The organism is Bradyrhizobium diazoefficiens (genome assembly GCF_016616885.1).
Lineage (GTDB): Bacteria > Pseudomonadota > Alphaproteobacteria > Rhizobiales > Xanthobacteraceae > Bradyrhizobium > Bradyrhizobium diazoefficiens_F.
Genome location: NZ_CP067102.1, coordinates 4,460,843 through 4,475,047, shown reverse-complemented (window position 1 = coordinate 4,475,047; position 14,205 = coordinate 4,460,843). Strand labels below are relative to the sequence as shown.

Below are 14,205 nucleotides of genomic sequence, written 5' to 3'. Positions count from 1 at the left end.
GCTCTGCCATCATTCGCGGGGCGCGATGATGGGGCTCTTCTCGCGAAGGGAGAAGCAGCATGGACGGGCGACGGACGATGGTGGGCCTCGCGGCCCTGCGGCTCGGCTTCCTGTGTCTCGGCTTCCTGTGTCTCGGCTTCCTGTGTCTCGGTTTGACCGCATCCCGGACGGCGTCGGCGCAGAACGCGCCGCCCTCCGACGTCAAACCGATCGGCAAGATCGTGATGATCGTCGGCAAGGTGGCGGTCGAGCACGCCGGCACGGCCGTCTTCCAGACCGCCCTTTCCAACGACAAGGCCGCCGTCAAGGTCGGCGACCCGGTCTACCAGGGCGACGTGGTCAAGACCGGCGCCGACGGCAAGCTCGGCATCAATTTCGCCGACGGCTCTTCGTTCAACCTGTCCAGCAACGCCAGCATGGAGATGAACGAATTCGTCTACGACCCGGGCGCCAAATCCAACGCGAGCCTGTTCAACCTGACCAGGGGGACGGCCACCTTCGTGGCCGGAGCCGTCGCCAAGAGCGGCGACATGAAGGTCGACACTCCGGTGGCGACCATGGGCATCCGGGGCACCACGCCCCACATCGAGGTCTCCGACGACGGCACCGTCAGGTTCTCCACCCTGATCGAGGAGGGCAAGGACAAGGTGCTGGACAAGAGCGGCGTTCCGAAGCGCAGGGCGGCCGCTCCGGCGCGGGAGCGGAGGGCCGAGCGTACGCCCGGCATCTGCCGCGGATGCTGAACGCGCGCCTCGCGGCGGCGTCGATCGTGATCCTGCTGCTCGCGCCGGCCGCCGCACAGAAGCTGAAGGAAGGCCAGTTCCGGAACGTCGAGCTGTGCAACGGCGCCGCTGCGCCCGACACGCGGATCGAGGCCTGCTCGGCCTTCATCGAGGCGAACCAGGGCGGCCCGTCTTCGCTCGCCATCGCCTACAACAACCGCGGCGTCGCCTACTCCGAGAAGGCCGACTACGACCACGCCGTGGCCGACTTTGAAAGCGCCATCGCGGTCGATCCGGCCTTCGTCAAGCCCGTCAACAACCTCGGCGCGGCCAGACTGAGAAAGGGCGACTACGACGCCGCGATCGAGGATTTCGACCGGGCCGTCGCCCTCGCTCCGACCTATGCGCGGGCCTTCGCCAACCGCGCCGAGGCCCGGCTGAAGAAGGGCGATCCGACGCGCGCGGAGCGCGACTACGGCGAAGCGGTGCGTCTCGACCCCGACCTGGAAGTGGCTTGGAGCGGCCTCTGCTGGATCCGGGCGAGTTCGACGGAGGCGCGGGACGCCATGGAGGCCTGCGACAGGGCGATCGGCGCCGGCGCCCACACCTCGGCGACCTACGATTCCCGCGCGCTGGCGAACCTCAGGGCCGGACGTCTCGCGGCGGCGATCGCCGACTACGATTCCGCGCTCCGCATCGACCCGAAGCTGGCGGCCGCGCTGTATGGCCGGGGCCTGGCGAAGGCCCGCCGCGGCGACATCGCCGCCGGCGAAGCCGACGTCGCGGCCGCGAAGGCCATCCGGGCCGACATCGCGGAGGAATTCGCGCGGTATGGCGTGCGCTAGGATGCCCTCAGCGGAAGACCAGATGTGGATAACCCATCCGTAGCCCTCGCTCTCGTCACAATGCCGGGCCGTAAATCGCCACGCGAGACAAGAGGCGCGAGCCTCCGAGTCCAAGTTTCCCGTTTTGGTCAAACATGGCCAAAAGAAGAAGTTGAAATTGGTAAGCCACTGAATTGCCAAGGCGATTTGACACTGTCGCGTCTCGGCAACAATGTGGTACGAATACATCAGTAGCCGCCGATCGCGGACCCGTTTTCAGCACCCCATTGCCGGAATGACCAGCGCAGATACCTCGGCCGCATCCTTTGACACGGCCCCAGCGGAAGAGCCCCGGCGTTGGTCGGTGCGGCGCTGGTTGGTGCCGTTTGCGGTGGCGCTGGCGCTGTTGTCGGGCCTCCTGACCTTCCTGGTCCTGACCGGCCTCACCAGGATCGATCCGACGCCGGAGGTGGTCCGCTCGTTCTACCTGATCAATGCGGGCACGATCCTGCTGCTGGTCGGAATCATCGTGCGAGAGCTCTGGCAGCTGATCCTGGCACGGCGGCGGGGCAGGGCGGCGGCGCGCCTGCATGTCCAGATCGTCAGCCTGTTCTCGATCGTCGCGGTGCTGCCGGCGGTGCTTGTTTCCGTCGTCGCCAACGTCACCCTCGAACGCGGTCTCGACCGGCTGTTCTCGGGACCGACCAAGGAAGTCATTCAGAACTCGCTGGATATCGCGCGGGCCTATATGCAGGACCATGCGCAATTGATCCGCGGCGACATCATCGGCATGGCCAATGACATCGCCCATGCCCGGCCACTCTACGACCAGGATCGCCGGTCGTTCCGCGAGCTGCTCACCGCCAGCGCGGGCTCCCGCAATCTGCCGGGCGCGATGATCATCGACAAGAACACCAACATTCTCGAATCCGCCGACACGGGTATGCGACTGGCCTATTCGCCGCCGGCGCCCGACTTCCTCAGCAACGTCAACGAGAACGAGCCCGAGATCGCGGTGCTGCCGGATGCGAGCTACGTCGCGGCGGTGATCCGCCTGCGCGCCTTCAGCGACACGTTCCTGTACGTCGCCCGGCCGCTCGATCCGAAGGTCGTCAGTCAGCTCAAGCAGACCGAGATCAGCGTCGCCGAATATGCCCAGATCGAGTCGCGCCGGCTTGGCATCCAGGTGGCGTTTGCGCTGATGTTTGCGGTGATCGCGCTGACCATCCTGATGGCCTCGGTGCTGATCGGCCTCAACTTCGCCAACTCGCTGGTGGCGCCGATCCGGCGGCTGATGAACGCGGCCCACACCGTCTCGACCGGCGACCTCCATGTGAAGGTGCCCGTGCATCAGTCGGAAGGCGATCTCGCCCAGTTAGGTGAGACCTTCAACAAGATGACGCAGGAATTGCGCAGCCAGCGCGATGAGCTCGTCAACGCCAGCGACCTCATCGACAGCCGCCGCCGCTTCATCGAAGCGGTGCTGTCCTCGGCGAGCGCCGGCATCATCGGCGTCGATACTTCGGGCAGCGTCGGCATCCTCAACCGCTCCGCCGAGAAGCTGATCGGGCACTCCGAGGCCGAGACGCTCGGCCATTCGCTCTCCGACGTGCTGCCCGAGCTCGACGAGATGATGAAGACGTCGCGGGAAGGGACCCAGCGCCTGGTGCAGGGCCAGATCACGATCACGCGCGACGGCACCGAGCGAAATCTTTCAGTGCGCGTCAGCGCCGAGAAAAACCAGCCGCACGACAGCTACATCATCACGCTCGACGACATCACCGAGCTGGTGTCCGCGCAGCGCACCTCGGCCTGGGGCGATGTCGCGCGCCGCATCGCCCACGAGATCAAGAATCCGCTGACGCCGATCCAGCTCTCGGCCGAGCGCATCCGCCGCAAGTTCGGCAAGGACATCACCGAGGCCAAGGACAAGCAGATCTTCGAGCAGTGCACCGATACCATCGTGCGCCAGGTCGACGATATCCGCCGCATGGTCGACGAGTTCTCGCGCTTTGCGCGGATGCCGAAGCCCGTGATGGAAGGCGAGGACGTCGCCGACACCGTGCGGCAGGCGGTGTTCCTGATGAAGGTCGCCCATCCCGAGCTCGATATCGAGGCCGAGTTCAGGGACGATCCGCTGCGCGCCCAGTTCGACCGGCGGCTGATCTCGCAGGCGGTCACCAACATCGTCAAGAACGCCACCGAGGCGATCGAGCAGGTGCCGCCGGAAGAGCTGGCCAAGGACGGTGGCAAGGGCCGCATCGACGTCGTGGTCTCGCGCGAGGGCGAGGATGTGCTGATCGACGTCATCGACAACGGCATCGGCCTGCCCAAGGTGGCGCGCTCGCGGCTGCTCGAGCCCTATGTGACGACGCGCGCCAAAGGCACCGGCCTTGGCCTTGCCATCGTCGGCCGTGTGCTGGAAGACCATGGCGGCCGCATCGAGCTTAAGGACGCCTCCGACTTCCGCGAAGGCCAGCGCGGCGCCTGGATGCGGATGCGCTTTGCGATCTCAGGGACTCCCGCGAAGGGCGAGGGGGCCGAGCAGGCCCCGGCAGTCAAGGAGCCGGCGCAGGAAGCAGCCGAGGTGGCGACCAAGGACGCAACCACGGCGGATATCAAGGCGGATTCCGTCACGTCGCCGGAAACAAAAGAGACGACGGCCGAAACCAAAGAGCCGGCTGAAAAGACCAATGATTCAACGAAGATCGAAGCCTCAACAGGCAACTGACAAGACAGGCGCGACCCATGGCAAGTGAAATTCTGATTGTCGATGATGAGGCCGATATTCGGGATCTCGTTGCGGGCATCCTCGAAGACGAGGGTTTTGTCACGCGAACGGCGCGCGATAGCGACTCGGCCTTGGCCGAAATCGCCAATCGCAGGCCGCACCTCGTGTTCCTCGACATCTGGCTGCAGGGCTCCAAGCTCGACGGCTTACAGCTGCTGGAGCAGGTCAAGAAGGACAATGCCGACCTGCCCGTCGTGATGATCTCCGGCCACGGCAACATCGAGACCGCGGTCGCCGCGATCAAGCGCGGCGCCTATGATTTCATCGAGAAGCCGTTCAAGGCCGATCGCCTCATCCTGGTCGCCAACCGCGCGCTGGAAAACTCGCGGCTCAAGCGCGAGGTGAAGGAGCTGAAACAGCTCGCGCCGAGCGCAAGCCAGCTCGTCGGCCGTTCCCCGAGTGTCAACCAGTTGCGCCAGACTATCGAGCGTGCGGCCAAGGCCAACAGCCGCATCCTGATCGTCGGCCCTGCCGGTGCCGGCAAGGAATTGACCGCGCGCACGCTACATACGGCCTCGGGCCGCGCCGACGGCCCCTTCGTCGTCATCAATGCCGCCGCGATCACTCCGGAGCGGATGGAGCACGAGCTGTTCGGCGTCGAGCAGTCCAACGGCGAGCAGCCGCGCAAGGCGGGTGCGCTCGAAGAAGCCCATGGCGGCACGCTGTTCATCGACGAGATCGCGGACATGCCGCGCGAGACCCAGAACAAGATTTTGCGCGTGCTGGTCGAGCAGTCGTTCCAGCGCGTCGGCGGCACCGCCAAGGTGCAGGTCGACGTTCGCATCATCTCGTCGACCGCGCGCAACCTCGAGGAGGAGATCGCGGCCGGCCATTTCCGCGAGGACCTCTATCATCGGCTCTCGGTGGTGCCGATCCGCGTGCCCGCGCTCTCCGAGCGTCGCGAGGACATTCCGGAGCTGATCGACTATTTCATGGAGCAGATCTCGGCCGGCAGCGGCCTGCCCAAGCGGCAGATCGGGCAGGACGCGATGGCGGTGCTGCAATCGCATGTCTGGCCGGGCAATGTGCGCCAGCTCCGCAACAACGTTGAGAGAGTCATGATTCTGGCCGCGGGCGGACCGGAGGTGATCATCACCGCCGACATGCTGCCGCAGGATGTCGGCTCGATGGTGCCGGCGATGCCGACCAGCAACAATGGCGAGCACATCATGGGCCTGCCGCTGCGTGAGGCCCGCGAAGTGTTCGAGCGCGACTATTTGATTGCCCAGATCAGCCGTTTCTCGGGAAATATCTCTCGCACGGCCGAGTTTGTTGGCATGGAACGTTCGGCGCTGCACCGAAAGTTGAAGGCGCTCGGCGTCGGCTAGCGCCCGACGCCGCGGCCGAACCTTAGGGATACGCGAGGAAAATCATCTATTTCCGTAGTTTTTCGGGGCAAATCCGCATGGCTTGCCGCGTGAAGCAGCTTGCCTAATAAGCCGTCCTGCCCTCTAATCGACCTGCTGTTCCTCCGAGGGGGATCTCATGGGAAACGGCAACCGGAAGAAGGCCTCAATTTTGAAAACAGGGTCACGACCGGCGCAATAAAAAGAAACTCAAAGCGAGAAAAAAACAATGGCGGCAGACCGCGCACAAAACCTACAGGACACCTTCCTCAATCACGTTCGCAAAACCAAAACGCCACTGACGATCTTTCTGGTCAACGGAGTGAAGCTCCAGGGCATCGTGACCTGGTTCGACAATTTCTGTTTGCTGCTTCGGCGCGACGGTCATTCGCAGCTCGTCTACAAGCATGCGATCTCGACCATCATGCCGGGCGCTCCGATCCAGCTGTTCGAAGGCGGCGAGGATCAGCCGGCTTGAGAGTGATCTGATTGGAACCCCGGAATTTTGACGGGGATGCCGATCGTCCGCGGTCGGCAGGGGCTAAGCAGACGGGGCGGGTGCTTGTCATCGGCCCCTATTTGCGCGTGCGCGCGGGCGGTGCCGACGCGCAATCGGAGAGCCATGTCCAACGAGACGCCGAGGCCCGGCTCGACGAAGCCGCCGGCCTCGCGCGCGCGATCGACCTCGTCGTTGCCGACGCCATCATCGCGCCGATCAGCCAGATCCGGCCCGCGACCTATATCGGCAAGGGCAAGGTCGAGGAGATCGCCGCGCTGGCCAAGAGCCTCGACGTCGAGCTCGTCGTGATGGATTGCGCGCTGGCGCCGATCCAGCAGCGCAATCTCGAGAAGGAATTGCACGCCAAGGTGCTCGACCGCACCGGGCTGATTCTCGAAATCTTCGGCCGGCGCGCCAAGACCAAGGAAGGCTCGCTTCAGGTCGAGCTCGCCCATCTCAATTACCAGCGCTCCCGCCTGGTGCGCTCGTGGACCCATCTGGAGCGCCAGCGCGGCGGTTTCGGATTCATGGGCGGTCCCGGCGAGACGCAGATCGAGGCCGACCGCCGCCTGATCCAGGAGCGCATCTCCAAGCTCGAGGGCGAGCTGAAGAAGGTGCAGGCGACGCGGCGGCTGCATCGCGCTGGACGCCTGCGCGTGCCGTATCGCGTCGTCGCGCTGGTCGGCTACACCAATGCCGGCAAGTCGACGCTGTTCAATCGCCTGACCCGCGCCGACGTGCAGGCCGCCGATATGCTGTTCGCCACGCTCGATCCGACCTTGCGCGCGCTGACGCTGCCGCACGGCGGCAAGGCGATGCTGTCGGACACCGTCGGCTTCATCTCCAATCTGCCGACGCAACTCGTCGCCGCCTTCCGCGCCACGCTGGAAGAGGTGCTGGAGGCCGACGTCATCCTGCATGTGCGCGACATCTCGCACGAGGATGCCGAGGCGCAGCAGAGCGACGTCGATGCGGTGCTGCGCCAGCTCGGTATCAACCCCGATGACTCAGGCCGCATCATCGAGGTTTGGAACAAGATCGACCGTTACGATTCCGAACAGCGCGAAGAGCTCCTGAACATCGCAGCCCGCAGGCCGGAGGATCATCCGGCCATGCTGGTCTCCGCCGTGTCGGGTGAGGGGATCGATGCGCTGCTCAGCGCGATCGAGGAGCGGCTCGCCGCAAAACGCACCACGCTCGACCTCTCCATCGACGCCGCCGACGGCGCCGGCATCTCCTGGCTGCATCGCAATTCCGAGGTGCTGGCAAAAGAGCTGCACGACGGCCGTTTCGATATGACCGTGAGGGTCGACGAGACCAAGCGGGATATCCTGGTGAACAGGTTCGACGCCGTGCCGCGCGTGGCGTGATCCTCGTATCCCGGAGATTGCGCTGCGCTTGGGCAACGCACCGGGCAAATCACCTCAACAGGTCGAGGCTCAGAAACTGGTTGTGCGGGCTCGCCTGATAGTCCGCGAACGGTGCGCAGGAAACGAAGCCGACGCTGCGGTAGAGCGTAACGGCAGGGACGTGCAGCGGCGCAGTCCCGGTCTCCAGGCTGAGACGCGCATAACCTCGCTTGCGGCCTTCAGCAATGATGTGGTTCAGAATGGCGCGCCCGGCTCCGGTCCGCCGCGCCGTGGGCGCGGCGCGCATTGACTTTACTTCACCATGCGTCTCATCCAGCTGCTTCAAGGCCCCGAAGCCGGCCAGCTCATCGTTGTGCCAGGCGGTCCAGAACGTCACGGACGCAGCTGAAAGGCCGCTCGCATCGAGTGCCTGCGCGTGTTCGCCCATGACACTGCGCAGCTCTTCCAGATGATGCGCCAACAAGTCGGCGACATACGGTGCCGTTGGATCGTCCTGCCTGAAGTCCATTGCGTGCCCTCGTATCAGGTAGCGGTCTTCGCCGCATTCCACAATGCGTCCATCTCCGCGAGCGAGGCCTGCTCCAGCGTCCGTCCCCGCGCCTCCAGCGCCCGCTCGATATAGGCAAAGCGCCGCTCGAACTTCGCGTTGGTCGCGCGCAGTGCGGCTTCCGGATCGGCGTCGACGTGGCGGGCGAGGTTGACGAGGGCGAACATCAGATCGCCGGTCTCTTCCGCGATCTCCTGTTTGTCGTTGCGATCCAGCGCAGCCTCGATCTCGTCGGCTTCCTCGCGAATCTTTTGCAGCACCGCGCGCGGGTCGTTCCAGTCGAAGCCGACGGTGGAGGCCCTTCGCTGAAGCTCCATGGCGCGGGCCAGCGCGGGCTGGCCGGACTTGACGCCCGCCAGCAGCGATTTGTGCGGCGGCGTCGCCTCCGGCGGCCGGTGCGCGGCGCGCTCGGCTTTCTCCTCGGCCTTGATGCGGTCCCAGACTTCCTTGACGTGGGAGGAGGCGAGATTGCCGTCTTTGTCGGCGAAGACGTGGGGATGGCGCCGGATGATTTTTCGCGTGATGGCCTCGACGACGTCGCCGAACGCAAACGCGTTCTGCTCCGATGCCATCTGGGCGTGGAACACCACCTGCAGCAGGAGGTCGCCGAGCTCCTCGCGCAGGTCATCGAGATCGCCGCGGTCGATGGCGTCGACCACCTCGTAGGCTTCCTCGATCGTGTAGGGCGCGATGGTCGCGAAATTCTGCTCGAGGTCCCAGGGGCAGCCAGTCACCGGCGTGCGCAGCGCCGCCATGATCTCGATCAGGCGGGAAATGTCGCGGGAAGGGGTCATTGCGGGGCAGTCTCCTGGGTCCAAAACCTTATGCCAAAAGCGGGCCGCCGTTCCCAGCGGCGGCATGCGGAACAGACCGATTTCCACCGATTGGCGGACCTGCTCGGCAGTGCTAAAGCGCAGGCCATGAGTGACGCATTTTCATCACAAACCGCGCTGGTGCTGTTCTCCGGCGGCCAGGATTCCACCACCTGCCTCGCCTGGGCGCTGAGCCACTTCGCGCGCGTGGAGACGCTTGGCTTCGCGTACGGCCAGCGCCACGCCGTCGAGCTCGACTGCCGCGACCGGCTGTTCGAGGGCATCAAGGGCTTGCGCGCCGATTGGGCCGCAAAGCTCGGCGAGAGCCATACACTGTCGATCCCGACGCTGGCCGCCGTGTCCGAGACCGCGCTTACGCGCGATGTGGCGATCGAGATGGGTGCTGACGGCCTGCCCAACACGTTCGTGCCAGGCCGCAATCTGGTGTTTCTGACCTTCGCCGCGGCGCTGGCCTACCGGCGCGGCATCACCCACATCGTCGGCGGCATGTGCGAGACCGACTATTCCGGCTATCCCGATTGCCGCGACGACACCATTCGCGCGATGCAGGCCGCGCTCTCGCTCGGCATGGCCCGCAAGTTCGAGCTGCACACGCCGCTGATGTGGATCGACAAGGCGGCGACGTGGAAACTGGCGCACGATCTCGGCGGCGCGGGGCTGGTCGATCTCATCCGCGAGCAGTCGCACACGTGTTATCTCGGCGAGCGTGGCGCGCAGCACGATTGGGGTTATGGGTGCGGGGAGTGCCCGGCGTGCAGTTTGCGGGCGAAGGGGTGGCGGGAGTTTGTAGCGGGGAGGTAGCTCCACCGTCATTGCGAGGAGCTCTTGCGACGAAGCAATCCAGACTGCCGCTGCGGAAAGATTCTGGATTGCTTCGCTTCGCTCGCAATGACGGGTGGAGCGCGAGCTACCCAAAATCCTCCGGCCGCAGCTCGATCGGCTTGCCGTGCGGCGTGCGGTCCGCCGCGTGGTCCCAGGCGTCGCGATAGCGATGCAGCGTGTCCATCGACGCGACGCCCTTGCGTGCGACGAGGCCCTCAAGCGTGGCGAGCCAGTGCAGATAGTAGGTCTCGCCGGTGTCAGGATCGCCGGCGGCCTGCGCGCGCTTGATCTCGTCCGCGAGGGCTGCGGCCCATTCCGGCCAGGTGAATACGCCGCGGTCATGCAGCGTCAGCGCCATCGCGAAGGCGTGCGCCTCCCAGGGCGCACGAAACACCGGGCCGTCGTCATCGCGCGGAATGCTCGGAACGGCTGCCGTCGCGGCGGCAGCAGCATCGCTGCTCATCACACCGGGTCCAGATACGGCTCGAACGCGTCGATCGACACCTTCAGCGTCGGATCACCATCTGCGCCCCAGAGATCGCGGCCTTCGAACACGACCGTGTAGAGCCATTGCGGGTTCTCGCCGAGCTCCATCGCCGCCGAATCCGGAAACACGTGGCAGCCGTGGTTGAGCTCGACCACGCCGACATGGCCGCGCACATAGCGCGGCAATCGCGTGTGCGCGATCGGATGGATGTTTTTCGCACGCACGCGATCGCCGATACTGAATTTGGCGGGCGCAGCTGCTGGCCGGGCGAACTTGCCGCGCACCATGATGCGCTCGACGTTGGCGAGATCGAACTTGCCGTGCTTCAGCGCCTTGCCGGGCTGCATTGCATGGCCGGCCGCGACTTCCTCGCGGGTCAGGTAGCCCTTCTCGATCAGCATCTCCTCGAGACCGAGGAACCACTTGTTGTAGTAGGAGCTGGAGAGGTAGACATGCGGCGGCAGCGTCTCGCGATAGAAGCGCGAGGTGTCGATGTTGAACGCGCCGGCCGCGCCCATCGCGCGCACCATGGCCAGCACGCGGGACTCCCACGCCTCGTGGAACATCGGCTCGTTCGGCTCGGGCTCGACCTTGCCGAACCCGTCCATGCCGCCCATGTCGTGGACGCCGTTCACGACGGGGCTCCGGGCGTCCTCGGAAAGCCAGTGCCGATCATGGAATCGCGCGTGACCAGGTCGGCAAGCTGCTCCTCGCTCCAGCCTTCGGTGCCTGCAGGGCGCATCGGCAGCACCAGGAAGCGTGTCTCTGCGGTGGAATCCCAGACCCGGATTTCCACGTCCTTCGGCAGCGTCACGTCGAAATCAGCGAGCACGCCGCGTGGGTCCTTGACCGCGCGAGAGCGGTAGGGCGAGGCCTTGTACCAGACCGGCGGCAGGCCGAGCATTTCCCAGGGGTAGCAGGAGCACAGCGTGCACACGATCATGTTGTGTCGTTGCGGCGTATTCTCGACCACGACGAGATGGTCGCCGACGCGGCTGACATGGCCGAGCGTGCCGATGGCCTTGCTGCCGTCCTCCAGCAGCGCCGTCTTGAACGCTGGATCGGTCCAGGCCTTGGCAACGACCCGCGCGCCGTTATGCGGGCCGATCTTGGTCTCGTAGGCCTGGATAATGGCGTCGAGCGCGGCCGGCTCGACGTAACCTTTTTCGGTCAGAATCGTCTCGAGCGCGCGCACGCGCAGCTCAGTCTCCGACAATTCCGAATGATCGTGGTCGTGGTGATGATGGTGGTCGTGATCGTGGCTCATGGCGCGAAAGATTAAGCGCATGGTCCTGTCCTGTCGAGCCTTCGTTGCAGCGCAATTCAGCCACGTATTCGTGACGCCGTTTGTGCGCTACGCTCGGGCGAAAATCAGCTTTGGAGACGCCCCATGAAAGACTTCGTCAAGATCGAGAAGGGCCTTGGGCCCGAGGGGCGGATCGCGGTGGTGCGGTTCGACCGTCATGACGGCATCAACGCATTGTCGCCGGAGGCGCTGCGCCAGCTCACCGCAGCCGCACGCAGCTTCGAGGACGATGCAGCGACATCAGTCGTGGTGCTCACAGGCAATTCGGGCGCGTTCAGCGCAGGGTTCGATTTGAAGGATGCCGAAGGGCGCTCGCGCGAGGAGATGGATCTCGGCGCGCTGCGACGGCATCTCAAGCTCGGGCCGCGCCTGACGCGCGCCTGGCAGGAGATGGAGCAGATCACGATCGCGGCGATCGAGGGCTTTTGCATCGGCGGCGGCGTCGCGCTGGCGGTCGCGCTCGACTTCCGCGTGATGGGCAGCGACGCGCATCTGCGCGTGCCCGAGATCGGCCTTGGCATGAACATGAGCTGGCAGAGCATCCCGCGCATGCTGCATCTGATCGGACCTGCCCGCACCAAGCAGGCGGTGATCCTGGCCGACGAGCGCATCTCCGCTGATGAGGCCTATCAATGGGGCCTGGTCGAGCAGGTCGTTGGCCCCGGCTATGCCTTCGATGCCGCCATGGAGTTGGCCCGCAAGGTGGCCGCGCAGCCGCCGCTCTCGGTCGCCATGACCAAGCTGACCGTCAACCGGCTCGCGCACGCGCTGGACGATCTCGCCAGCCACATGGATGTCGACCAGTACGCCCTGGCGAGCCTCAGCGAAGACCACAAGGAGGGCGTCGAGGCGTTCCTGGGCCGTCGCAAGCCACGGTTCCGGGGACGGTAGATTCCGGCCCATTGATCAAGCCACAGACAATCCGTATACGCCGCGCGGGGACAGAATGGCCCGGCCAACGGGCCGCACGACACGAAGACAATTGAGGGGGCGGGCGCATGACCGCCAGTTCGCAGGCACCTGAGGCGAAAGGCTTTCGCTGGAAACTGATCGCGCCGCTGGTGGTATGGCTCGCGATCTATCTGTGGCCGGTGCCGGCAGGTCTCAACGTCAATCAGTGGCACTATTTTGCCGTGTTCGCGGCCGTCATCACCGGGCTGATCCTGGAATCGATGCCGGTCGGCGCGGTCGGCCTGATCGGACTGACAGTCGCGGGCGTCGGCGGCTATATCGATGCCGATCCCAACAAATCGCTGCGCTGGATGCTGGCGGGCTTCGCCGAGAGCACGGTGTGGCTGATCGTCGGCGCCTTCGTGTTCTCGATCGGCTATCGCAAGAGCCAGCTCGGCCGGCGCATCGCGCTGGTGCTGGTGCGGCGCCTCGGCACCAACACGCTCGGCCTCGGCTATGCGGTCGCGATGTCCGACTTCCTGCTCGCGCCGGCGACGCCGTCCAACACGGCGCGCAGCGGCGGCATCGTCTATCCCATCATCAGCAACATCCCGCGCATCTACGGCTCCGAGCCGGGGGCGACCGCCGGCAAGATCGGCACCTATGTGATGTGGACCGCGTTCGCGGCGACGGCGATCACGAGCTCGCTGTTCTTCACCGCGCTGGCGCCAAACGCAGCCGCGCTCGCGATCGCCAAGAAGACGGTCGGCGTCGATGTGAGCTGGGGCCAGTGGTTCATCGGCTTTGCCCCGCTCGGCCTGTTGCTGATGATCATCGTGCCGCTGCTCAGCTACGCGATCTGCCGGCCCGAAGTGAAGCGCAGCCCCGAGATCTCGGAATGGGCAGCCAAGGAGCTCGCGGAGATGGGCCCGATGTCCCGCAACGAGTGGATCATGCTGGCGCTGATCGTGCTGGCGATGTTCCTGTGGATCGCGGGCTCGAGCCCTGACATCCACGTGCCGGTGTTGGGCTCGAACTTCGTCAATGCCACGACCGTCGTCTTTATCGTGATCTCGCTGATGCTGGTCACCGGCGTGATCGAGTTTGCCGACATCGTCAGCGAGAAGAGCGCCTGGGAGGTGTTCTTCTATTTTACCTCGCTGTTGACGCTGGCTTCGGGACTGAACGAGATCGGCTTCATCAAATGGTTCGCCAATGAATTCGCCAAGCCGCTCACGGGGCTATCACCGTCGACCGCGATGATCCTGCTGGTCGCCCTGTTCTTCTGGATCCACTATTTCTTCTCGAGCATCACCTCGCACGCAGCGGCCGTGTTGCCTGTCGTGCTCGCGGTCGGCTCCGGCATTCCCGATCTGCCGGTGACGACGCTTGCGATGCTCTGCATGTATTCGCTCGGCCTGATGGGTGTGATCTCGCCTTACGCCACGGGACCGGCGCCGATGTATTACGGCAGCGGCTATATCGGGAAGGGCCAGTTCTGGGGCTTTGGTCTGACCTTCGGAGTGCTCTATTTCGCGGGCCTGCTGCTGATCGTGCTGCCCTGGTTGGCAATGGTCCGGTGAGCCCTGCGGCGGGCTGATACCCTCGGCAGACGAATTTTCTTCTGACGCGGGGGATTGGGAAAACTTCGCCCAACTCCCCGCAAATATCTGAAATTGCAAGAAAGACCGGAAAAGGCGATGGTGTGCTGCAGTGCAGCGTCGCCGTTGAGCGCCTGCCAATGTTCCACCCCGTCGCTTGGATAGC

Annotated in this window: 14 protein-coding genes; 9 read left to right on the top strand and 5 right to left on the bottom strand. The window is 65.0% G+C overall.

Annotated elements, in window-relative coordinates; genetic code table 11:
- Window positions 1-59: 59 nt before the first annotated feature.
- The 6 genes from JJC00_RS20930 to hflX all read left to right on the top strand — a co-directional run bounded on the left by JJC00_RS20930 (window position 60) and on the right by hflX (window position 7,552).
- Window positions 60-743 carry a FecR family protein gene (locus tag JJC00_RS20930; protein WP_246773866.1) on the top strand — a complete coding sequence of 228 codons (684 nt, stop codon included), beginning with the start codon at window positions 60-62 and terminating at the stop codon, window positions 741-743.
- Window positions 737-1,567, top strand: a complete 831-nt coding sequence (locus JJC00_RS20925) for a tetratricopeptide repeat protein (protein ID WP_200467854.1) — start codon at window positions 737-739, stop codon at window positions 1,565-1,567. Before JJC00_RS20930 ends, JJC00_RS20925 begins: the two co-directional genes overlap by 7 nt.
- Window positions 1,568-1,841: 274 nt before the next feature.
- Window positions 1,842-4,277 carry a sensor histidine kinase NtrY-like gene (locus JJC00_RS20920; RefSeq protein ID WP_200467853.1) on the top strand — a complete coding sequence of 812 codons (2,436 nt, stop codon included), beginning with the start codon at window positions 1,842-1,844 and terminating at the stop codon, window positions 4,275-4,277.
- A gap of 17 nt (window positions 4,278-4,294) precedes the next feature.
- A complete protein-coding gene (locus JJC00_RS20915; RefSeq protein ID WP_200467852.1) occupies window positions 4,295-5,665 on the top strand; it encodes a sigma-54-dependent transcriptional regulator in 1,371 nt (456 codons plus the stop codon).
- A 247-nt stretch (window positions 5,666-5,912) separates the two neighbouring features.
- Entirely contained in the window at window positions 5,913-6,161 is a 249-nt protein-coding gene (hfq, locus tag JJC00_RS20910) for an RNA chaperone Hfq (RefSeq protein WP_007591126.1), read from the top strand.
- An 11-nt stretch (window positions 6,162-6,172) separates the two neighbouring features.
- On the top strand, window positions 6,173-7,552 hold the full coding sequence (gene hflX / locus JJC00_RS20905; RefSeq protein WP_200467851.1) for a GTPase HflX: 1,380 nt from the start codon (window positions 6,173-6,175) through the stop codon (window positions 7,550-7,552).
- A 49-nt stretch (window positions 7,553-7,601) separates the two neighbouring features.
- Here hflX and JJC00_RS20900 read toward each other — a convergent pair whose 3' ends face one another.
- Together JJC00_RS20900 and mazG are read right to left on the bottom strand one after the other, a co-directional pair.
- On the bottom strand, window positions 7,602-8,060 hold the full coding sequence (locus JJC00_RS20900; protein ID WP_200467850.1) for a GNAT family N-acetyltransferase: 459 nt from the start codon (window positions 8,058-8,060) through the stop codon (window positions 7,602-7,604).
- Window positions 8,061-8,074: 14 nt separating this feature from the next.
- Entirely contained in the window at window positions 8,075-8,893 is an 819-nt protein-coding gene (gene mazG, locus JJC00_RS20895) for a nucleoside triphosphate pyrophosphohydrolase (protein ID WP_200467849.1), read from the bottom strand.
- Window positions 8,894-9,019: 126 nt separating this feature from the next.
- Here mazG and queC point away from each other — a divergent pair, with 126 nt between their 5' ends.
- Window positions 9,020-9,733, top strand: a complete 714-nt coding sequence (gene queC / locus JJC00_RS20890) for a 7-cyano-7-deazaguanine synthase QueC (protein WP_200467848.1) — start codon at window positions 9,020-9,022, stop codon at window positions 9,731-9,733.
- Window positions 9,734-9,839: 106 nt separating this feature from the next.
- Here the strand turns inward: queC and JJC00_RS20885 are convergent, their stop codons facing one another.
- Genes JJC00_RS20885 through nthA form a run of 3 tightly spaced genes read right to left on the bottom strand, consistent with a single transcriptional unit; the run spans window position 9,840 to window position 11,508 of the window.
- Window positions 9,840-10,217, bottom strand: a complete 378-nt coding sequence (locus JJC00_RS20885; RefSeq protein ID WP_200467847.1) for a nitrile hydratase accessory protein — start codon at window positions 10,215-10,217, stop codon at window positions 9,840-9,842.
- A complete protein-coding gene (gene nthB / locus JJC00_RS20880; RefSeq protein ID WP_200467846.1) occupies window positions 10,217-10,876 on the bottom strand; it encodes a nitrile hydratase subunit beta in 660 nt (219 codons plus the stop codon). The genes JJC00_RS20885 and nthB overlap by 1 nt, the downstream gene beginning before the upstream one ends.
- Window positions 10,873-11,508 carry a nitrile hydratase subunit alpha gene (gene nthA / locus JJC00_RS20875; protein ID WP_200474179.1) on the bottom strand — a complete coding sequence of 212 codons (636 nt, stop codon included), beginning with the start codon at window positions 11,506-11,508 and terminating at the stop codon, window positions 10,873-10,875. Before nthA ends, nthB begins: the two co-directional genes overlap by 4 nt.
- Window positions 11,509-11,631: 123 nt before the next feature.
- Between nthA and JJC00_RS20870 the strand changes: the two genes are divergently transcribed.
- Window positions 11,632-12,438, top strand: coding sequence for an enoyl-CoA hydratase/isomerase family protein (locus tag JJC00_RS20870; protein WP_200467845.1), 807 nt, complete (start codon window positions 11,632-11,634; stop codon window positions 12,436-12,438).
- Window positions 12,439-12,545: 107 nt separating this feature from the next.
- Window positions 12,546-14,021, top strand: a complete 1,476-nt coding sequence (locus JJC00_RS20865; RefSeq protein WP_200467844.1) for a DASS family sodium-coupled anion symporter — start codon at window positions 12,546-12,548, stop codon at window positions 14,019-14,021.
- Window positions 14,022-14,205: the final 184 nt, after the last annotated feature.